Below are 19,051 nucleotides of genomic sequence, written 5' to 3'. Positions count from 1 at the left end.
ACCATGTCAACTGTTGAAATCACCGCCGCCAATTTTGACCAACACGTCGAACGCCCCGGCATCTTGATCATCGACTTTTGGGCCGAGTGGTGCGGGCCGTGTCGCGCGTTTGCCCCGGTGTTTGAGGCCGCGGCGGCGCGCCACCCCGACATTACGTGGGGCAAGTGCAATACCGAAGCCGAGCCGGTACTCGCGGGTGGCCTGCAGATCCGCTCGATTCCCACGCTCATGGTGTTTCGCGACGACATCTTGCTCTACGCGCAACCTGGGCTGCTGCCAGCGGCCGCACTCGACGACCTCGTGGCGCAGGTCAAGGCGCTCGATATGGATGAAGTTCGCCGCACCGAGGCGGCCTAAGCCATGACAACGCTCCCACGACTCACCGTTTTGTTCGCGACCACGTTGGCCGTTGCCGCAAGCTGCGCAACAAAATCCACCCCCGGGCCCGCGCCGTTTCCGCCGCCCGCCGCCGGCGCCTTTGCGGTTACGCTAACCCCGGTACCGCTCGCCGGCCTGCCGGCGTTGCAGTCCTATGTCCTGGGCGAGGCTGGCGGCAAATGGCTCTTGCTCGGCGGCCGCAAAGACGGCTTGCACAAGCGGCGGCCGTTCGAGGCCTTTCTCGCCGCCGACAACAACACCACCGCCTACGTCGTCGACCCCGTGGCGTCGACGGTGTGGTCGCAGTCGGTCACCTCGCTGGCGCCGTCGCTGGCGTCGCAGCTGCAGTCGACCAATATGGAGTTCGTCCAGCGCGACGACACGCTGTACATCATCGGCGGCTATGGCTACGACGCCGAGGCAGGCGATCACATGACTCATCCCTACCTCACCGCGATCGACGTGCCCGCGGCCATCGACGCCATCATCGCTGGCGACCCGCTGGCGCCGCACGTGCGCCAACTCGCCGACGAACGCATGGCGGTGACCGGCGGCTATCTCGGCGAGCAGGATGACGTGTTTTATCTCGCCGGCGGCCAGCGCTTTACCGGCCGCTATAACCCTATGGGACCCAGCCACGGGCCAGGCTTTACCCAAGCGTATACCGATGAGATTCGCCGATTTGGCATTAGCGACGATGGTACAACGCTCACCATCACGGGCTACGCCGCCTGGCACGACGCGGCCGCGCTGCATCGCCGCGACTACAACCTGGTTCCGCAAATCTTTCCCGACGGCCGCCACGGCTTCACCATGTTCTCCGGCGTCTTTCAACAAGACCGCGACGTGCCATGGCTGACCGCGGTCGACTTCGACGCCGAGGGCTATCAGCTCGTGCCCGGCTTTGAGCAACTGCTCAGCCACTACCACAGCGCGCATGCGCCGCTGCACGACGCGCAGCGTGGCGAGATGCACACCCTGTTCTTTGGCGGCATGGCGCAGTTTTTTTACGACGCCGACGGCACGCTCACGGAAGATTCGGCGGTGCCCTTTGTCAACACCATCAGCATGGTGACGCGCGGGGCTGATGGCAGCATGCGCGAGTTTGTCATTGGCGAGATGCCGGCGCTGCTCGGTGCCAGCGCGGAATTTGTACCCAATCCTGATCTAGCTGGTACCGCGCGCGGCATCATCGCCGTGCCTGCGCTGCCGCTGCCACCGGCCGGCCTCGAGCTTGGCTACATCGTCGGCGGCATCGAGAGCTCGGCGCCAAACGTTTTCTTCAGCGACGTCGTCGACGCCAGCATCGCGTCATCGCGCCTTTTTCGCGTCACGCTTACCAGCGCGCCGTAGCCGAAAATTTCAACTTATCGCTGGGGCGACTCAAGTCGAATGACGTTGCGCAGACGCTCAATCTTGCCACCCGCTTGCAGCGTGTAAACCGAAAACAAGCCGCGTCGATTAATACCTAGGGTGCTGTTGGCCGCATCAACCGTGGTTTCCTGCTTGTTTGCCGAGACGACGATCACGGTCGTGGCGCCAGCCACCTTCGCCGCCGCCATGACGTCTTGCAACCGCCATCCCGAAGCCTTCTGCCGGTCGCGGTTGCTCTCGCCCGGGGCTCGCTCGCGCGGGCCAACCTCGTCGCCGAGTGGCACGCGAGGCAGCACCTCGAGCTCGCGCTTGGTGAGCTCGACCTCGCCCGACGCGGTCCGCACGACCAGGGCATAGCCCGCGATCTCGTCGCTCGGGATTGGCTTGGTCCATACCTCAATGCGCGCGGCATCCCCGAGTGCCATGACGGGCTTGGCGTACGCGATGCGGTCTTCGGCGGACATGCCCGCGACCGGCTTGCGAAAAATGCCCAAAGCGAGCTGGCCGGCGGTGTCGGTAAATAAGGCAAAATCGTGCTCGGCGTAGCGCCTAGCGGGGTTGGCAAGTTCAACTTTGCGTCACGCTTTGAGGTGGCGCCTAACCATTGCCACATCGCCGGATCTTGCGCGCCCACCGGCAACCAGGTCGCAAGCGCCTGCACGCCCCGAACATCCTGCTGCCGCGCCGTCGCCACGGCCGCACCGTTTACGAAGAGCTCAACGGTTCCTGTGCCGAGGCTGGCAGGCGCCTCTTGCGCCGACTTTGCGCTGCCACAGCTTGCGGCGGCCGCAAGCGCCAACATGGTCGCCGCAAAGGCGCAATTTTTGTTCACGGTGCCAGCGACTAGAACGGCGTTACTAAGGACGAGTGCGCTGCCAAGTTCCCAATCCAACGCGCCGCTTCATCGTCAGACTCGCTGTTAACCAAGGCATCCGTCGCAAGGTCATAGACCTTGGCGGAGCTGTCGTTGAACAGAAAATGCACGTACTGAAGCGTCGAGGGGATGAAGGCGATGTCGCGCACGTTGGTATCAAGGCCATGCGTCCAGGTGCCCTCGGTTGCCGAGGCGCCAGGAGCAAAGATATGGCCACCAACGTAATAGTCCATCCAGTAGAGGCGGCCATCAGGGCCAAAGGTCAGATTCTTCGTGTACAGATCGCCACTTAGTCCGTGACCATCGACAGGTGTCGCGGTCCCGGTCGCAATTTCGACATTCACCAACGGTGAGTCGTCGCTCGTGGTCAGGACGTACACCGACGTGCCATCGGGCGAGATGGTCGCCGCGTAGACTTTGGCGCTGTAGGCCGATACGTCAAAGGACTGAAAATCTGCGGCGTCGTCGCCGTCGACGATCGACATGTCGCTGGTGTTGATGACAAAAAAGCGGCCGTGCACCTGCTCGGCCGGCACGCCATACCCTTCGTCATTGACCTTGATAGCAATCGCGCCGCGGCTACCATCGGCCGACAAGGTCAGCTCGCGGCCCTGCGCCTCGCTGACGCCGGTGAGGAGCACCGCGCGGTCGACTTCGGCCAGGGTGGCGCGATCGAGCTTGACGACCTCAATGGTCCCGATGCTTGCCGGGTCCTTAATATCGCCTTGCTCAGTGCCGTCGTATGAGGACGTCGAGCACTCATACGCATGCATTTCCGTCATCAGCGTGACGTACAGGTACATGCCGTCGGGCGACATCGTCACCGCACGGGTCATGCCCACGGCGCCGGTCGTGTCATGCGCCAGCTCCGTGCCCACGAGGCTCGGGCCCACCATCGGCGTCAACGTCGTCAAATCGACGACCAAGACCGCGGGTTGGTTGCGCAGGCCGTAATAAGCGTAGCGCCCGTCAGGCGAAACGACGCCTCGCATTGTATTGCTGTTGCCATCTTTGCCGCCAAACGTAAATTGATTGATGTCGAGTTCTGTCACAAAGCCCACGCCGCTAAGGTCGCTGGCGTAGAGATTGCCACCGGAGTAAGAGTCGGTGGTTAGAACGACCGGGCTATCGACCAGCGTGATTTCGAGATCGATCGAGGTTGCGGTGTCGTCGTAGCCTGAGATGCCAAGGTATTGGGTACGCGTGGCGCCGATGTCGATACCCGCGTTGCCAAAATGGATAAACGGGCTGCCGGCAAAGTTGCCATGTGCGCCGATGCCAATCTTGCTCATGCCATCCGAAACTGACGTGACCACCGCTTTCAAGTTAAAAACCGGGCGCCCCGTGCTGTTTTGCACGCGCAGTGCGAGGCCCAGGGGCGCGCCAGGCGCGAACGTAATAAATTCGCGAACCGAGCCCGACAAATTAAAGTTCTCGGGTTGCGATGTGACCGTCACCTCATGCGTCGCGACGTCACTCGAGAGCGTCGCCGTCTGCGCGGCCAGCGGCACCGCCACTTCGGCTACATTAGAACGCGGCGATTGCCCCGCCTCGGAAATGGTAAGGACGCGATAGCGCAGCATGCCGCCGACCAGGTCCGTGTCCGAATAGGTGGTGACATTGGCGCCAACCGTGGCGATCTGAGTGAAACCAGCGTCGTGCGGGCCACGGCGCTCAATGATGGCACCAGTTTGGCCCTCGGACTCCGACGTCCACGAGAGGTCGATCTGGGTCGGCGAGACGAGCCGGCCGGTGAGGGTTTCCGCCACCAAGGGATTTGTGGGGGCCGGGCCAGGGAGTGCACCGTTATCACCACAGGCCGTCGCAAGAAATAATAGAGGGAGCAAGCGCTTCATGCGCGCACGATAGCGCTCAAAAGCAAATTACAGCAATATTACAGCGCAGATTTTTCTGTGGATTCAGATATTTACAAGCTCACTATGTTCAATGCGATAACGCAGCGCGCGACGAAAACAACGAGCTTATATGAGTGAACTCCACGCCGAGCTGGTTACCACCGCAAGCCGTCACCTGCGCGACACACTTGGGCTGTCGCTTGAGTACACGCCCGACCACGCCGCCATCGTTTTGTCGGACACGCAGTGCGAGCTGACCGATATCATCGCCGAGGCGTACGGCGACGTCTTGCCCGACGCGACGCACGAGCTGTTTTACTTGATAAAAACGCCCGAGCTGCTCGCCATGTTCGAGGAGCTGGTGGCCGGCGATTTGGTGGCGTTGGTTCAGTCGACAAATTTTCGCATCGAATCGTTTCGCATCCGCGTCGAGCTCATGAAGCGGGGCATAAAGGTGATCGAACACGCGAGCCTGGCGCGCATGGCGCCGCACGAGATGGCGACGTACGTAGACTCGCTCGCCTATGACCCCGCCTATTATCGCGGCATCGGCAGCGCGCTCAAGGCCCGGCTCGATGTCGCAACGCGCGCGGTGGTGGAAGGCGCGGGCGCGCGGCTGGTGTTTGAGTCGCCGTTCGAGCCCGCCAAGCTCAATACCGGCGATTACCGCCACCTCAATACCGTCGGCGGCATGTACCCCATCGGCGAGGTCTTCACCGAGGCGCAAGATCTAGCGCGGGTGAGCGGCACCGTGCGCATCTACGTCTTTTCTGATCTAGAGTTTCGCGTCAACACGGCAACGCCGCCGATCACCATGGTGATCGACGATGGCCAGGTCATCGACGTGCAAAACTCGGTGCCAGTATTTGACGCCGTGCTCGACCAAATTCGCCACGATGAAGGCAGCATCATGGTGCGCGAGCTTGGGTTTGGCCTCAACCGCGCGTTTTCGCCGCAGCGTCTCGTGGGCGACATTGGCGCGTTTGAGCGCGTATGTGGCGTGCATCTCTCGCTCGGCGCTAAGCACGGCGTATTTAAAAAGCCCGGCCTGCGCCACAAGCAAACCCGCTACCACATCGACGTTTTTCCTGTCACCGACAAGGTGTGGATCGACGACGCGCAGGTCTTCGCCGACGGTGCCTGGCGGCCATAAGCGGCGTCTGCATACCCCACGTCACTGGCGCCCACGCCTGCCAGGTGAGCCGTGACTTGTCGGAATTCAGCCGTTTGCGCCCCACCCGCGACTGGCACGCATCTTGAATTGTTTTATCTTATTATGTCCGACAAAAAATTTAACTGCCTTATTTTGCCAATCATCAGCGCGCTGACGCTCTTGCTCGCTAGCGGCATCGTCTCGAGCCAAGCAGCCAACGCCGCCCCTAACGTTGGCAAAGCCAAGGTTGCCAGCGGCACGACCACGAACCGCCAGCCTGTGCTCGGCTTGCGCGGCGCCAAAGCCGCCGCCGCCAGCGTGCTCGCCGCCGATGGTCAGCCGGTCAGGGGCAAGCGTTTCACGGCGTTTCGCCGCAATAATCGCGTGATCAAGGTGCAGGAGCGACAAGACGACGGTTATGTCGCAACCTGCACGTTTAAGCGAACCTGGCTTGGCCTTGGCAAGTCGTTTGAGCTGACGCACTATCAAGCCAAGCAACCAACGACGGGGCGAGCGATGCCGGCGTTGGCCGGAGGCGAGCTAAGGCACGCCATTGGCAACCCGCGTGGCGGCAAATTTCGCCAGATGAAGGTCGAGGGCGGTGTGCATCTTGACGACGCCATCGTCAAGGCCGCGCAGCTATCGCGCCGCCTCGGGCGCGCGGTCATCTTCACCCACAACCGCACGTCGTACACGGTGCCCGCCAACGCCAGCGACGGCGTAAAGATCGCCGACTTGCTCACCGCCTCGACGGACAACGAGTTCTAGGCGGTCACAGCCCCATATCTTGCAAGATGCGCTGCGCCGCATTGTGGCCCGCGGCGCCAACCACCGAGCCCGCGGGGTGCGTGCCGGCGCTGCACGAATACAGCCCCTGCACTGGGGTGGCGTAAGGAAAGCGCTGGTCAAAGCCATACGTATTGTCGATGTGATGAATATGGCCGTACGTAATGCCGAATTGCTCTTCGATGCCCTTGGGCGTCAGCGGCGAGGCCTCGACGACGCTCGCGGTTAGACCTGGCGCATAGCGTTCGGCGATGCCGAGCAGGTGCTGCACGTAGCCGTCAATTTCTTTGTCCCAGGTGGTGCCGCTCAGTTCATAGGGCACCCATTGCACGAAGAACGCCGAATTGTGGCGGCCCTGTTCATCGCTCAGCGACGGATCGGCCTGGCTGTGGATGTACCATTCGATGGTTGGAAACTGCGGCAGGCGACCGGCCTGCACGTCGGCAAAACCGCGCTTGATCTGACCCATGACATCGGGCTCGCCGGGGAGCAAGTGGATGGTTGCGTTGTGCTGGCCGCGATTTTCCGGCAGACAGGTAAAAGTCGGCAGGCGTTCGAGCGCGAGGTTGACCTTCATCGTCGTGCCAAAGCGCTTCATCGAATCGAGGCGTTGGTTAAATTCTTGTGGAAACGCGGCCTCGCCCACGAGCTTGCGCAGGCGAAAGGGATCGGCGTTGCAGGCGATGGTTTTGGCGTGGATCTCGCGGCCATCTTTGAGCACCACGCCCGTCGAGCGGCCTTGCGTGGTGACGATGTGCTCGACACCCGTGTTCGTCATGATTTCGACCCCGGCTTCGCGCGCCAGCCGCGCAAACTCCGTGCTGATGCTGCCCATGCCGCCCTTGACGATCATGAACGTGCCATCTGACCCGGGCAGTCGACACATATTGTGGACCAAGAAGTTCATGCCCGTGCCCGCGGTGCCGAACGATGCCGACAGCCCCGAGAAGCCATCGGTCACCGCATACATGGCCACCAGCAATTCGCTCTCAAAGCCAAAGCGCGCGATATAGTTTTCGCACGGCTGCGTTACGAGCTTCATGAACACCTCGCGCAGCGCGGGGCGAATATATTTTTCGGCCGTCGCCTCCAGCGAAAGTGGCGCTTGCAGCCAGCTTGGCGCGAGGTCGTCGCGGATCTGTCCAATCTCCGTCGTCAACGCCTCGTTGGCCTGCCAGTCTTTGGCGGAAAAGAATTTGAGAAACTGCTCCCGCATCGCGACCTTGTCCGAACCAAACATGAGGTAGCGGCCATCGAGCGTTGGCAAGAAATAGTGTGGATCGCGGCGGATGAGCTCGATCTTCGCGCCCATGAGCCCAATCACCTCTGGCGGCATGACCCCGAGCAAATAAGAGCCCGACGAGATGCCGAGGTTGGGCGCCTTTTTAAACACCTTTTCCGTGCGCGTCGCGCCGCCGATGATGGGCTTTTCTTCGACCACGAGCACCTTGAGCCCGCGGCGGGCCAGCACGGTCGCGGCGACCAGGCCGTTGTGGCCCGAGCCAATGACGAGGACATCGGTCGTTGAGGGTAGTGACATGGTTCCTTGCTCCTTGCGGCTGATAGGTCAAACGCCGCGCGACGGTAAGGCGCTTTACGCGGTCCGCGCAAGTTTGCACCAGCCCGCCGACGTTAAGCCTAAAGGTGAACGGCCTTAAGTGCTTTCGCGACGCCATTTTCGCCGCGTCATTTCGCTGTGACCGTGGTCGCGTCGCCACACCCTAGGTGGATCCAGATCATCACATGCGCCTCAGTTTTTTGAGCCGACGCGGTCGCATCTAGCTGAATCCGTGTTTGGGCGCGGTGGCCTGCCGATTGCATTAAAAACTGACATATGTTTTTGTTCCGTTTGAGCCCCCCCTTTCGCCTGAGGCCGCGGTGAAGCGGCTGCAACTGACCGCAATCCCGCCGGCGCATGGCGATGACTGCGTATTCATCGCCACCTCACGAGCGTTCACGGCCGGCGAGGTGCTCTTGCTGGCCTTGCGCCGGCCTGAGTGGCCGCGTGCCGTCGTCGTCGTGGCTAGCGTTTTGGCAACCCAAAGCAATGGCGGCACGCCGCCGCGTCGCCGCGGCATTTGGATGTATTTGCCGCAAGCCTCGCGCGATGCGGCCTTGGCGTTTGAGACGGCCTTGGGGACGGCACCGTCGGCAGCGCAGCGTCGCCACGAGCGCTTACCATTGGCGCTCCACATGACCGCGAGGATCGGTGGCCGGGACTACCCGCTCACCACGCGCGACATCAGCGTCGGTGGCGCGGCGCTGGTTGGCGAGCTGCCACCGGCCGCGAAACATCTCCCGCTTAGCCTTGAGGTGCCGGGACGCCAAAATCGTTTTAAGCTCAAGGCTCGTATCGTGTATCAAAAAAGGGCGGACGCGGGCGCTAACGAAAGCATCGGCATCATCGGCGCGGAGTTTTTAAACACCGGCGCCAGCGAACTGCGCCTCGCGCGCACGCTGCGCCGTATCATTGCCGCGCTCTAGAAATCGTTACGCCGACAGCGCTGACGTTAGCGAGCCGCCTCGGTATGGGCCTTGAAGTTATTCAAAATCGCCTGCCAGCCATCCCGCTGCATGTCGGCGGAGTTCATCGTTTCGGCGTCAAACACCGTTGTCACCTTGGTGGTATCGCCTATCGCCTCAAATGTTGTCTTCACCACGCGACCATCTGGCATGGTGTAGGTCAGTCGTTCGTGCGTCACGATCTCGTTGTAGCTCGCCTCGAAGTCAAAGCCAAAGCTGCCGTCCTTGGCCTCCATGCGCGCGACATATTTGCCGCCGACGACAAGCTCGTTGGAGGCGCGCGGGCACTGCCAATCGGGCGATGCAAAATTCCACTGCGTGATATGCGCGGGTTCCGTCCAGCACGCCCAGACGCGCGGTGCAGGCGCCATGACCGTTGCCTCGATGGTGATCTTTGTAGGTGCTGACATGACGTAATCCTTTCGTGGGCGAATACATATCACACAAGCCGCGGTTTACGACCTCGGCGCCAGCAGGACGTCGAGCTGATCAAAGGCATCATTCCAAGCTTCGTTCATGAACCGCTTTTGCGCGCTGAAGGCCTCGCGCGCCTCGGCCGTGACCTCACCAGCGATCGCACATCTTAAAGTCACGCGGGCGGCATCTCCGCCTTCGGCCGCAAAGGTCGCAGTGGTTTGCAGCGCGATTGTCCCAGCTGGCGTCGTGATGGACCACCGCGCCCAGCCGTCTTCGCCCGCTTCGCCCGCGTCAGACGCCGTGATGGCGCCCCCTCTCGGCAACCACTTGGCAACGTCCGCTGGCGCATGCCACATGGCAAACAACGTCTTAGCATCGGTCGCAAATGATCGGGTTACCAACAAGACCTCCGCGCCCGTGGCCTTGTGCTCGAGATACTCGCCAAGCCGATCCCACGTGGAGGTGCCGTTGGCCCGCTTGATATGTTTTGCCATCTCGCGCGCAGCCTCGGGCGTGGCTACCGCCATCGCAATGTAGACCGTCGTCTTGCCCTTGGCTTCGGCAAAGGTCACCACCATCGAAAATGCCTTGGGGCGTGCTTCGTCGGTGCCGTGATCGTAGACGAGACGCTCAAACGGCACCACCTCGTGGTAGGTGATCTGGTTGGGGTAATCAGCGCCGTCAGGGCCGTGCATCGTGAATATCCATTTGCCGCCGGGCCGAATCTCCTTGTGCTGGGTCGCAATCGTAAATCCGCGCGGGCCCCACCAGCGTTCAAGATGAGCCTGGTCGGTCCAAACCTCCCACATCAGCGAAAGCGGCGCGTCGTAGACGCGGGTGAGGACAATTTCATTTGGCTTGGCGGGCATGGCGGCTTCCTTTGGCTTTTGTTGGCTTTGGCAGATTTTGCAGGCGTGCTGTAGGCATCGGTGATGGTTGCGCCGACTGCACCTGGGCAAGGTAGTCGCCGAGCCGGTCGAGCCGCTGCTCCCAGTGGTGGCGGTAGTCGTCAATCCAGCCGGCGGCGGCCCTAAGCGGCGCGGCGCGCAACGTGCAGTTTCGCCATTGCGCGTCCCTGGTCTTGCGAATCAGGCCTGCGTGTTCCAACACCTTGAGGTGCTTGGTAATCGCCGGTAGGCTCATCGATTTGGCAAAGGGCTTGGCCAGGCTCGACACATTGGCCTCACCTTTGGCAAGACGCGCCAGGAGGGCGCGCCGCGTTGGGTCGGCCAGCGCCGCGAAGGTCGAGCTGAGAGGGTCAGTCATTACTTTACCAATTAGTTAATTAACCAATTAGTAACATGTTAGCCCCACAAAAGCAAGCGCGTGCGGGACCCGACGCCTCGCCACGTCATCGTCGCGCCGCGCCGCGCCGACCGCGACGGCAGGTGAATCACCCGTCGTTGCGGCAAACGCATTGGCCGCTGGTGTCGCGCGTCCCCTTAACTCAAGCCCACCTAGTATTTTAATCCGCCTAGTTAGCGCCGCGTTCGGCTTGGCACTCGCATTGCTTATTTGCCCGGTATGCTAACTAAACTACGTCTCACATTGGTTCCCGCCTTGCTCGGCTGCACCGTGCTGATCGGCTCCGCTGATGCCGGGCCAAGAAAGACGTCGACAGGGCCACGAGGGCCAGGCATAGGCGTCACCGCGGTGGGCAAGATTGTCCCTAGCAAATTAAGCATAGCCAGGGGCATTAGTGGCACCTACGTAGATATTAAGATCACGAAAGGCAATGCGCGCGTGAAGAAAGGGGAAACTCTCGGTGCCGGCTATTTTATTGACCCGACCAGCGAAAAAACCGCAGACGCGTCCGGTGAAGCATCGCACGTGAACGGCGATGCGTTCCGCAAAGGAATTCGCGTTACGGTACCGGGCCTTGGGACGGTCTCACCACTATCGGCGACGATCTGGCAAGGCCTCGCCAAACGAGGCACCAAACAAAAGGGGCCGCTTCGCCTTGGCCTCGATAATGAAATAACTGAGCAAATGGAAGCCCTCTATAAGAAAAATCCGAGGCTGAGTCCGGCCCAGCTATTTGCGCAGGTCGTCCATGAACAAGATCAGGGCGATGTTTACCAAACACTGACCAAGCTCGGCTACAACCCGACGTCACTGGACATAGTCGACAGTCTTGAGGATTTCCCGATCGACACCGGGTACCAAAAATTTGGATATCTCATCGTAGAGCCGCTGAAGCCGGCCAAGCAGAAATAGTTTAGCTTCCATTCACCGTGGTTAATTAACCGCGCCCGCGCGCCGCAACCAGCTTGCATGCGTCGGTGTCACTCACCTCACCTGGCGCCACGCCACGCGGCCACACCGTCGCCTTCCATTGCCGCCGCATCGCTGCCGAGAGCAGCTCGCCGGCCGCTATGATAAGCCTTTGCAACAGCCAGTTGTGTTTGCTGTCGTCGACCAGTTCGCCGGCATGCGAAATAGCCGCTAGTGTCGTGTATCCCCTTAACCCAAGCGCAACGAGGATTTGAATCCGCATGGTTAGCGCCGTGTTAGGCCTGGCACGTGCATTGCTAATTTCCCAGGTATGCAAAAAAAATTTAGTTTCACATTGCTGCCGATGCTACTTGGCTGCGCATTGCTGTCGGGCGCTGCCGATGCGGCGCCGAGAAAGACGACCGCGGGCCCCAAAGGGCCAGGTGTTGGCGTCAGCGCGGTCGGCAAGATCGTCCGCAGCAAATCGATATACGGAAGCCCCGGTACCGACCTTGAAATCAAGATCACCAAAGGCAACGTGCGCCTGGCAGCTGGCGAAACGCTCCATGCAGGCTTCTTCCGCGACCCATCCAGCGCCGTATCAGCCGACGAGCCCGGCGAGGCATCCTCCTTATCGCCATATATTTTCCGCCGAGGAATTCGCGTCACGGTGCCGGGCTTAGGCACGGTCTCGCCGCTCTCGGCGACCATTTGGCAAGGCGTCGCCAAACGGGGAAGCAAGCCAAAGGGTCCACTTCGCCTCGGCATCGCCGATGAAATCATTGAACAGATGGAAGAGCTCTTTGACAAAAACCCTACCCTGTCGCAAGCCCAGCTGCTCGCGCACGTCATCCACGAGCAAGACCAAGATGATGTCTACCAAACGCTAAAAAAGCTCGGCTATGACCCGACATCACTTGATGTCGTCAACCGGCTCGAAGTATTCCCATACAATACCGGCTACCGCCGACACTGGTCGCTCGTCGTCAAACCACTGAAGCCGGCCAAGAAATAGCCGAAGCGAGCCATCGTCGCAGGCCAGCGTGCGCGTCATGCATGCGGCTACGCGCGCGCGGCGAGGTCGAAGCGATCGGCGCTCATCGCCTTGCTCCACGCGGCCACAAAGTCGTGCACCATCTTCGCCTTGCCATCGTCTTGCGCATAGACCTCGGCGTAAGCGCGTAAGATAGAGTTCGAACCGAAGACCAGATCGATCCGCGTCGCGGTCCACTTCACGGCGCCCGTGGCGCGTTCGCGCACCTCGTAAATGCCGCCGCTTGTCGGCACCCATGCATAGCGCATGTCGGTTAGGTTGACGAAGAAGTCGTTGCTCAGCACGCCCACGCGATCGGTGAACACGCCATGCTTGGCACCGCCGTAGTTGGCGCCGAGCACGCGCATGCCGCCCACCAGCACCGTCATCTCCGGCGCGGTCAGGCCCATAAGCTGCGTGCGATCCAGCATTAGCTCTTCAGCGCTGACGGCGAAATCTTGCGCCAGCCAATTGCGATAGCCGTAGTGAATCGGTTCGAGCGGCGCGAAAGACGCCGCATCGGTTTGCGCGGCGGTCGCATCGCCACGCCCTGGCGCAAATGGCACCGCGACCTCAACGCCCGCAGCGCGCGCCGCCTGCTCGACGCCGACATTTCCAGCCAGCACGATGACATCGGCGACGCTGGCGCCGGTGGCTTTGGCAATCCTCTCGAGCACGCCTAACACGCGCGCCAAACGAGCTGGTTCATTTCCCGCCCAATCCTTTTGCGGCGCCAAGCGAATGCGCGCGCCATTGGCGCCGCCGCGCTTATCTGAGCCGCGAAACGTGCGCGCGCTATCCCACGCGGTCGCGACCATCTCGGGAATCGACAGGCCGCTGCTCGCGATGCGCGCCTTGACCGCGGCAACATCGTACGTGGTGCTGCCGGCGGGCACTGGGTCTTGCCAGATCAGGTCTTCGCCTGGCACATCCGGCCCGAGGTAGCGCGCCTTGGGCCCCAGATCGCGATGCGTGAGCTTGAACCACGCGCGCGCAAACACCTCCGAGAAATACGCCTGGTCCTTGTGAAAGCGCTCCGAGATTTTTCGGTAGATCGGATCTTTGATCATCGCCATGTCGGCGTCGGTCATGATCGGATTTTTGCGAATGGTAGGATCTTCGACGTCGACGGGTTTATCTTCCTCTTTGATGCTCAACGGCTCCCATTGCCATGCGCCGGCGGGGCTTTTCTTTAGCTCCCATTCGTGCCCAAACAGCATCTCAAAGTAGCCGTTGTCCCACCGGGTCGGATGCGTGGTCCACGCGCCCTCAAGGCCGCTGGTCACGGTCTCGCGGCCGCAGCCCTTGCCGGCCGGATTGCGCCAGCCAAGCCCTTGCTCGGCGATCTCGGCGCCTTCGGGGCTTTGCCCCAGCCGACTCGCATCGCCATTGCCATGCGCCTTGCCCACGGTGTGACCGCCGGCGGTGAGCGCGACGGTCTCTTCGTCGTCCATCGCCATGCGCGCAAAGGTTAGGCGCACGTCTTGCGCGGTGCGCAGCGGGTCGGGCTTGCCGCCAACGCCCTCGGGGTTTACGTAAATTAGGCCCATCTGCACCGCGGCGAGCGGGTTTTGCAAGCTGGCGCGATCGTCGCCGTCGTACCGCGTCGAACCGAGCCACTCTTTTTCGGCGCCCCAGTACGCATCTTTTTCTGGATGCCAGATGTCTTCGCGACCAAAGCCAAAGCCAAAGGTTTTAAGGCCCATCGACTCGTACGCGATGGTGCCGGCCAAGATCATGAGGTCGGCCCAGCTAACTTGGTTGCCGTATTTTTTCTTAATCGGCCAAAGCAGCCGCCGCGCCTTGTCGAGGTTGCCGTTGTCGGGCCACGAGCTCATCGGCGCAAAGCGCTGGTTGCCGGCACCGCCGCCGCCGCGACCATCGGCAATGCGATACGTGCCCGCAGCGTGCCACGCCATGCGCACAAAAAAGCCGCCATAGTGCCCCCAATCGGCCGGCCACCACGATTGGCTGTCGGTCATGAGTGCGTGCAGGTCGCGCTTAAGCGCCGCAACGTCGAGTTTTTTTAACGCCTCGCGATAGCTATAGCCCTCGCCCAGCGGCTGGGTCTTGCGATCGTGCTGATGCAAGATGTCGAGATTCAGCGCCTTCGGCCACCAACCCATGTGCGCCATGTCGACGTTGGTATTGCCGCCATGCATCACCGGGCACTTACCCCCGCTGGCATGGGTGCTAACTGAAGTCCCCGCGGTTGCCGGTGACTTCGACGCTGGCTGCTTTGAATCGCTCATGCCGCTCTATACCTCCACTTTGCGCGCGCCGCACGCCCTAGGCGTACACACCAGCAAAAGTAGACCAGCGCACCTCCAAACGCCACGATGCTTGTCGGGAGAGCGATTCAGCAACCGCATGTCCCCGATGGGAAAATGCACTGTCTCAAGCACACGTGCCGGCCTTGATTTACGCGTTACCCGAACCGCCTGGCATCGGGCATAATCAGCGAAACGGGTCGAGCTAAGAAATTAATACCAGCGAGGCAGCTGTGGCATTGGGGCAAGAATGTCGGATTTGGGTCCATGCGCCTATCCCAACAAGCCCTGGTCGCGTGAATGGCATCAGCTAAGGGGTCTTGATACCTAACCTAAGAAGTACACAGTCCTGTGAGCCCTGTCCTACGCGCCAACCAAGGCGCTAGGTGTCGGCGCTGGCGCAGGCAAATAGCCGGCCTATTGTGCCAGGTGGCATCGGCAAGCCAATGCCTGAGTAACATGCCGTGACCGGAGAGGACGTAGTTGCGAGGCCTCATACCAGCCTTCAATAAGTTAAGAATGTTTCGGTAGCTATGGGCATTTATGGCGCATATAAAAACGGCCACTACGTACTTCGCCTTCGAACCAAGGAGAATCCCAATAATGCGACGAAAACATGCTTTGATTATCTTGATACTTGCGAGTGCCCTTTCGATGACGGCCTGTGTTGGTCTTGACAATGAGGACCCACAGTTCGAGCAGACAGAAGAGGCGCAAACTGATACCGGCAATGGTGGCTGGTTTTGGCGCCGTGGCGACTCTCACACCATCCCTGCGCATTGCGAGTCAATCACCGAAAACGGCGAAATCTGCAATTTCGCTTGTGCCGGGCTCAGCGAAGCGGAGTGCCGCCGCACTGGAGATTGCGTCTGGCAGCAAGAAACGACCAACGACGGCTAAGGACCCCTTAGGTAGTGCACATTTTGGCGGCTGCAGTTGTCGGAGCGGCGAATAGTGCGGATAACGAACGCACGCACTGAGTTTAGGGCGCGTTCTGAAATTTTGCAGGGTTCGGCATGAAACCGACCCTCGCAATAAATGCGGAACCATGGGCGTATCCCTGGGACTGAAGTCGCCAGGCTCGGAATTTCCCCGCCACAAGCACAATGCTATCCGCAGGTTACAGACGATTGTGTATGGAACAGCGCTTGCATGTGTAGTTCCCATGCACACACCAATAAAAACAACACTTCTCACTTTGCTATCTACCACCGCCCTCGGTTGTCTCGATCCTAGCGGATCTGGGGACGGCACCGAAGACCAAGATAAACGAGCGTGGTCGGCGACCAATTCGCCGCAGGCCCTATTTGGCGCCGACAGCATCGTCACGGCCGTCGCTGACCTTGCGCAAGCGGGCAGTCACGTCACGCCCCTTTGGATTTTGCCAAAGTATGCCCCCAACACGCCAATGCCGCTGCCCCTTGCGGATATGGACCCCGCCTCGTATGCGCCCGGCACGCCATCGGCTTGGGAGGCTGAAAACTTCGCTGGCACGACGCCGCCACCGCGTGACTACTCTCGACAGGATCCGCGGGGCGAGCAGCGCATCGAGATCTACAACGAAAAACACCTCGCCTGGGCCGTGGGAACGCAGCTGCTGCCGATGCCGCTGCACCCGGTCTACGACGCCATAAACGACAAAACGTATTCGCCGCGAAGCCTCTTCTTTAGCGCGCTGCGCGCCACGGAAGCAACGTCGACGGCGATCAAGGGCGACAACCGCTATGGGGGCAGATTCCCCGGCGCCGTGAACGCTGGCGTCTTCCACATTGCGCTTGCCAACAGCTTCGTGCACGCCCGCGGGCCACTCGTGGTGGGCATGCCTCATGAAACTAATTATGACCTAGTCATGACGTACCCGGTTCTGTCGTTTGCATCGACCATGGCCGAAACGACTGGCTCAGCCGCGAACGCCTGCCTTCAAGGCAGCGACAGCGCGGGTGCGCCTGGCTACGGCACCAACAGCAATGCCGACGCGGTCTATCTGGTGACGACGGCCGTCCGCTACATGCAACTCAATGGCCAAATCATTGACGCAACGTATCGCTACGTGCTCGAAGCAAAAAACGGCAAGTTCATCGGTGGCGAATACTGCGCTGCGAACGATGCGATCATGCCGCTTTCGCTGGTTCGCGGCCAAGCGCTCGGCATGAAGCCAGAGGAATATTCGGGTGACGACCACGTCGCAGATTGGTCGCGGTTCATTTCAGGCCTCGTCGAAGTGCCGTAAGTTAGCACTGCATTCACAACCGCGTGATTCATCATGGCCATCGACAAGCGCGGCAAGCTAGGACACGAGCCCTTCACCGCGGTGATCAGCCGCGAGGCGGTTCACATCTACTTCCGAGGTCGCCTGGTCGATACCCTGGTTGGCCCAGCGGCGGAGCAGATTCGCGCAGCGCGAGCCAACGGCGACGAGCAAATTGTTCAACTCATCATTGCGCGCAAGACGGGCAACTTCAAACGCGGCAATGAACGGTAACCTTTGCGTTTACCAAGCTTGACATTGCCAGCATTGAGCTCGAGCACCAGACAACGCATGCCGCCTAAGGCGAGACTGAGCCCCCGCGAGAGGAGTGGCATCCCCAACGTTGCGGTCGCTCTGCTGCAGCTAAGTAATGACCAAGGCAACCATCAAACCTTAGCCATTTCAATATATGGTGCATAACAAAGTGACGCAAGTGCATGTATTTACATAGACGAATAAAATGTATTGTCTCGAGACGCAACCACTGGTTAAGGTTTAGGCATGAGAACCAATCTGTTCTTAACTACACTGTTCTTCGCCGTACCAGCCTCATGTGGCGGAGGTTCCAACCAGCCTCCTAGTGATCCGCTCGTCTTGACCGTTGATTTTTCGTCGATGTTGGAGCAACCTGAGCACCTAACCTTCATCATGTCCGACTACCCGGTCGGCGCGGAAGAGCAATACCAAATCGACGTCGGCTTGGTCGACCTGCCGAGCGACGTCGGGACGGGGAGAGGGCTGCAGTACTACGCCTTCAACTACTCTGACGACATCGACTCAAACCTAATTTGGTCGCTAGACGCCTCCGCTGGGCTAGCGCCAAGCACCACATACACGATCACCTCAACCTTCTCGTTTTACTCCAATGCGCCAATCGGTTGCGCCGGCGTGGGCGGTGGTCCTGATGGCGTCTGGCCGGCGCTCTGCGCCTCCGCAGATCCAGATGCCGACGTGCGCATCGTAGACAATCTAAACCACTGGCGCCTGCCACTTGGCAGTCGAGAGGGAAATTGTGGACTTGCGGGTGACATTGGCACCGCCGGCACCGATTGCTTCAATGCAAACCCATGGTCGCTAGAGACGCGCACCAGCGATCCCATCGAGATTGAAACCGCCGCCGATGGCACCTTGCTGATCTCGTTATCGACCCACTCCGGGTTCGAATCGGACTCGAGATTCTACTATCGCAACGTAGAGATCACGCTGACGCCGACGCCGTAGACGCGCGCACAGGCTGCACCGCGACAAATCCTAGTTCCTCTTAAGCGATCGCTTTATGCCCGCCAATTCACGTTCGAGTATGGCAAGCGCCCTCGGCCCAAACCCGTGCAAGGCGAGCAGCTCGCGCGCAGAATACTTTGCCGCTTGCGCTGTCGTCGTCACCCCCAGCGCCGCAAGCGCTCGCGTGGCGGGTGCACCAATATTTGGCAAGCGCCCAGCTTGCGCCATGGGCGCCTTCGATTTCTTCGGCACCCCCGGCGTGATCGCATCCGCCTTGCGCAAAATCTTTTCCATAGATCGGCCCGCCGCCAGCTCGTCAATGAGCTTGTCGAGATAGCGAATTTCTTTCATGAGCGGTTCTTCGATATTCTCAATGCGAACCCCACACACCACACCGGAAATTAGGTGACGCAACGGATTGATCCCCGCGGCCTGGGCAAAGAATGCTTCGAAGGCGGTCTTCTTCTGCAAATGGGCATCGAGCTGGCGCTGGGTGTAGCCCGTGAGCCAACGAATAATGTCGTCGACCTCGGCCTTTGTGCGCCCTTTCCTTTCAGCCTTGGCGACGTAGTGCGGGTACACGCTCGCAACGCTCATTGAGTAAATTCGATGTGGCTTGGTGGAGGGCGCGGGCTTTCGCACGGCGCGGGCTTTGGGTGTGGCGACTGGTTTGCGTTTAGAAGCGACGGCCATGCCTTATGATT

The 19,051-nt window shown here is 60.6% G+C and carries 20 protein-coding genes; 11 read left to right on the top strand and 9 right to left on the bottom strand.

Annotated features, from left to right (window positions below; genetic code table 11):
- The first annotated feature begins 3 nt into the window (after positions 1 to 3).
- Complete coding sequence (locus tag IPL79_16285) at positions 4 to 357, top strand: thiol reductase thioredoxin (protein ID MBK9072536.1); 354 nt, start codon at positions 4 to 6, stop codon at positions 355 to 357.
- 3 nt (positions 358 to 360) lie between these two features.
- On the top strand, positions 361 to 1,731 hold the full coding sequence (locus IPL79_16280) for a T9SS C-terminal target domain-containing protein (GenBank protein ID MBK9072535.1): 1,371 nt from the start codon (positions 361 to 363) through the stop codon (positions 1,729 to 1,731).
- A 14-nt stretch (positions 1,732 to 1,745) separates the two neighbouring features.
- Here the strand turns inward: IPL79_16280 and IPL79_16275 are convergent, their stop codons facing one another.
- Together IPL79_16275 and IPL79_16270 are read right to left on the bottom strand one after the other, a co-directional pair.
- Positions 1,746 to 2,216, bottom strand: coding sequence for a hypothetical protein (locus IPL79_16275; protein ID MBK9072534.1), 471 nt, complete (start codon positions 2,214 to 2,216; stop codon positions 1,746 to 1,748).
- 379 nt (positions 2,217 to 2,595) lie between these two features.
- The gene (locus IPL79_16270; protein MBK9072533.1) at positions 2,596 to 4,482 is read right to left on the bottom strand and encodes a fibronectin type III domain-containing protein; all 1,887 of its coding nucleotides are present in this window, start codon (positions 4,480 to 4,482) and stop codon (positions 2,596 to 2,598) included.
- Between the two features lie 130 nt (positions 4,483 to 4,612).
- Between IPL79_16270 and IPL79_16265 the strand changes: the two genes are divergently transcribed.
- Entirely contained in the window at positions 4,613 to 5,635 is a 1,023-nt protein-coding gene (locus IPL79_16265) for a hypothetical protein (GenBank protein ID MBK9072532.1), read from the top strand.
- Positions 5,636 to 5,758: 123 nt separating this feature from the next.
- Positions 5,759 to 6,403, top strand: a complete 645-nt coding sequence (locus IPL79_16260; protein ID MBK9072531.1) for a hypothetical protein — start codon at positions 5,759 to 5,761, stop codon at positions 6,401 to 6,403.
- 4 nt (positions 6,404 to 6,407) lie between these two features.
- Here IPL79_16260 and IPL79_16255 read toward each other — a convergent pair whose 3' ends face one another.
- On the bottom strand, positions 6,408 to 7,961 hold the full coding sequence (locus IPL79_16255; GenBank protein ID MBK9072530.1) for an NAD(P)/FAD-dependent oxidoreductase: 1,554 nt from the start codon (positions 7,959 to 7,961) through the stop codon (positions 6,408 to 6,410).
- Positions 7,962 to 8,299: 338 nt separating this feature from the next.
- Between IPL79_16255 and IPL79_16250 the strand changes: the two genes are divergently transcribed.
- On the top strand, positions 8,300 to 8,905 hold the full coding sequence (locus IPL79_16250; GenBank protein ID MBK9072529.1) for a PilZ domain-containing protein: 606 nt from the start codon (positions 8,300 to 8,302) through the stop codon (positions 8,903 to 8,905).
- Positions 8,906 to 8,931: 26 nt separating this feature from the next.
- On the opposite strand, the gene IPL79_16245 is transcribed toward IPL79_16250, so the two are convergent.
- The 3 genes from IPL79_16245 to IPL79_16235 are packed head-to-tail and all read right to left on the bottom strand — an operon-like array spanning position 8,932 to position 10,627.
- The gene (locus tag IPL79_16245; GenBank protein MBK9072528.1) at positions 8,932 to 9,354 is read right to left on the bottom strand and encodes an SRPBCC family protein; all 423 of its coding nucleotides are present in this window, start codon (positions 9,352 to 9,354) and stop codon (positions 8,932 to 8,934) included.
- A gap of 45 nt (positions 9,355 to 9,399) precedes the next feature.
- Positions 9,400 to 10,230 carry an SRPBCC family protein gene (locus IPL79_16240; protein ID MBK9072527.1) on the bottom strand — a complete coding sequence of 277 codons (831 nt, stop codon included), beginning with the start codon at positions 10,228 to 10,230 and terminating at the stop codon, positions 9,400 to 9,402.
- Positions 10,211 to 10,627, bottom strand: a complete 417-nt coding sequence (locus tag IPL79_16235; protein ID MBK9072526.1) for a helix-turn-helix transcriptional regulator — start codon at positions 10,625 to 10,627, stop codon at positions 10,211 to 10,213. Before IPL79_16235 ends, IPL79_16240 begins: the two co-directional genes overlap by 20 nt.
- Positions 10,628 to 11,014: 387 nt before the next feature.
- On the opposite strand from IPL79_16235, the gene IPL79_16230 reads away from it, so the two are divergent.
- Entirely contained in the window at positions 11,015 to 11,578 is a 564-nt protein-coding gene (locus IPL79_16230) for a hypothetical protein (GenBank protein MBK9072525.1), read from the top strand.
- Between the two features lie 25 nt (positions 11,579 to 11,603).
- Here the strand turns inward: IPL79_16230 and IPL79_16225 are convergent, their stop codons facing one another.
- Positions 11,604 to 11,858, bottom strand: a complete 255-nt coding sequence (locus IPL79_16225; GenBank protein MBK9072524.1) for a hypothetical protein — start codon at positions 11,856 to 11,858, stop codon at positions 11,604 to 11,606.
- An 81-nt stretch (positions 11,859 to 11,939) separates the two neighbouring features.
- On the opposite strand from IPL79_16225, the gene IPL79_16220 reads away from it, so the two are divergent.
- On the top strand, positions 11,940 to 12,590 hold the full coding sequence (locus IPL79_16220; protein ID MBK9072523.1) for a hypothetical protein: 651 nt from the start codon (positions 11,940 to 11,942) through the stop codon (positions 12,588 to 12,590).
- 47 nt (positions 12,591 to 12,637) lie between these two features.
- On the opposite strand, the gene katG is transcribed toward IPL79_16220, so the two are convergent.
- Entirely contained in the window at positions 12,638 to 14,860 is a 2,223-nt protein-coding gene (katG, locus tag IPL79_16215) for a catalase/peroxidase HPI (protein ID MBK9072522.1), read from the bottom strand.
- Between the two features lie 621 nt (positions 14,861 to 15,481).
- Between katG and IPL79_16210 the strand changes: the two genes are divergently transcribed.
- The 4 genes from IPL79_16210 (at position 15,482) to IPL79_16195 (ending at position 18,347) form a co-directional block, all read left to right on the top strand.
- Positions 15,482 to 15,778 (top strand): hypothetical protein, encoded by a 297-nt coding sequence (locus IPL79_16210; protein MBK9072521.1) that lies wholly within the window; start codon positions 15,482 to 15,484, stop codon positions 15,776 to 15,778.
- A 298-nt stretch (positions 15,779 to 16,076) separates the two neighbouring features.
- Positions 16,077 to 17,108: a hypothetical protein gene (locus tag IPL79_16205; GenBank protein MBK9072520.1), complete on the top strand. Its 1,032-nt coding sequence runs from the start codon at positions 16,077 to 16,079 to the stop codon at positions 17,106 to 17,108.
- 33 nt (positions 17,109 to 17,141) lie between these two features.
- Positions 17,142 to 17,360 carry a hypothetical protein gene (locus IPL79_16200; protein ID MBK9072519.1) on the top strand — a complete coding sequence of 73 codons (219 nt, stop codon included), beginning with the start codon at positions 17,142 to 17,144 and terminating at the stop codon, positions 17,358 to 17,360.
- Between the two features lie 267 nt (positions 17,361 to 17,627).
- Positions 17,628 to 18,347, top strand: a complete 720-nt coding sequence (locus IPL79_16195) for a hypothetical protein (GenBank protein MBK9072518.1) — start codon at positions 17,628 to 17,630, stop codon at positions 18,345 to 18,347.
- Between the two features lie 30 nt (positions 18,348 to 18,377).
- Here IPL79_16195 and IPL79_16190 read toward each other — a convergent pair whose 3' ends face one another.
- The gene (locus tag IPL79_16190) at positions 18,378 to 19,040 is read right to left on the bottom strand and encodes a DUF2200 family protein (protein MBK9072517.1); all 663 of its coding nucleotides are present in this window, start codon (positions 19,038 to 19,040) and stop codon (positions 18,378 to 18,380) included.
- Between the last annotated feature and the right edge of the window lie 11 nt (positions 19,041 to 19,051).

This window comes from Myxococcales bacterium (assembly GCA_016716835.1).
Classification (GTDB): Bacteria; Myxococcota_A; Polyangia; order Haliangiales; family Haliangiaceae; genus JADJUW01.
Note: the sequence above shows the minus strand (reverse complement) of the source record. Positions and strands in the feature narration are given on the sequence as shown.

Excerpts from the sequence above, each read along its gene's own strand:
- IPL79_16285 (MBK9072536.1), top strand. The coding sequence starts at position 4 with ATGTCAACTGTTGAAATCACCGCCGCCAATTTTGACCAACACGTCGAA.
- IPL79_16280 (MBK9072535.1), top strand. The coding sequence starts at position 361 with ATGACAACGCTCCCACGACTCACCGTTTTGTTCGCGACCACGTTGGCC.
- IPL79_16275 (MBK9072534.1), bottom strand. The coding sequence starts at position 2,216 with ATGTCCGCCGAAGACCGCATCGCGTACGCCAAGCCCGTCATGGCACTC.
- IPL79_16270 (MBK9072533.1), bottom strand. The coding sequence starts at position 4,482 with ATGAAGCGCTTGCTCCCTCTATTATTTCTTGCGACGGCCTGTGGTGAT.
- IPL79_16265 (MBK9072532.1), top strand. The coding sequence starts at position 4,613 with ATGAGTGAACTCCACGCCGAGCTGGTTACCACCGCAAGCCGTCACCTG.
- IPL79_16260 (MBK9072531.1), top strand. The coding sequence starts at position 5,759 with ATGTCCGACAAAAAATTTAACTGCCTTATTTTGCCAATCATCAGCGCG.
- IPL79_16255 (MBK9072530.1), bottom strand. The coding sequence starts at position 7,961 with ATGTCACTACCCTCAACGACCGATGTCCTCGTCATTGGCTCGGGCCAC.
- IPL79_16245 (MBK9072528.1), bottom strand. The coding sequence starts at position 9,354 with ATGTCAGCACCTACAAAGATCACCATCGAGGCAACGGTCATGGCGCCT.
- IPL79_16240 (MBK9072527.1), bottom strand. The coding sequence starts at position 10,230 with ATGCCCGCCAAGCCAAATGAAATTGTCCTCACCCGCGTCTACGACGCG.
- IPL79_16235 (MBK9072526.1), bottom strand. The coding sequence starts at position 10,627 with ATGACTGACCCTCTCAGCTCGACCTTCGCGGCGCTGGCCGACCCAACG.
- IPL79_16225 (MBK9072524.1), bottom strand. The coding sequence starts at position 11,858 with ATGCGGATTCAAATCCTCGTTGCGCTTGGGTTAAGGGGATACACGACA.
- IPL79_16220 (MBK9072523.1), top strand. The coding sequence starts at position 11,940 with ATGCTACTTGGCTGCGCATTGCTGTCGGGCGCTGCCGATGCGGCGCCG.
- katG (MBK9072522.1), bottom strand. The coding sequence starts at position 14,860 with ATGAGCGATTCAAAGCAGCCAGCGTCGAAGTCACCGGCAACCGCGGGG.
- IPL79_16210 (MBK9072521.1), top strand. The coding sequence starts at position 15,482 with ATGCGACGAAAACATGCTTTGATTATCTTGATACTTGCGAGTGCCCTT.
- IPL79_16200 (MBK9072519.1), top strand. The coding sequence starts at position 17,142 with ATGGCCATCGACAAGCGCGGCAAGCTAGGACACGAGCCCTTCACCGCG.
- IPL79_16195 (MBK9072518.1), top strand. The coding sequence starts at position 17,628 with ATGAGAACCAATCTGTTCTTAACTACACTGTTCTTCGCCGTACCAGCC.
- IPL79_16190 (MBK9072517.1), bottom strand. The coding sequence starts at position 19,040 with ATGGCCGTCGCTTCTAAACGCAAACCAGTCGCCACACCCAAAGCCCGC.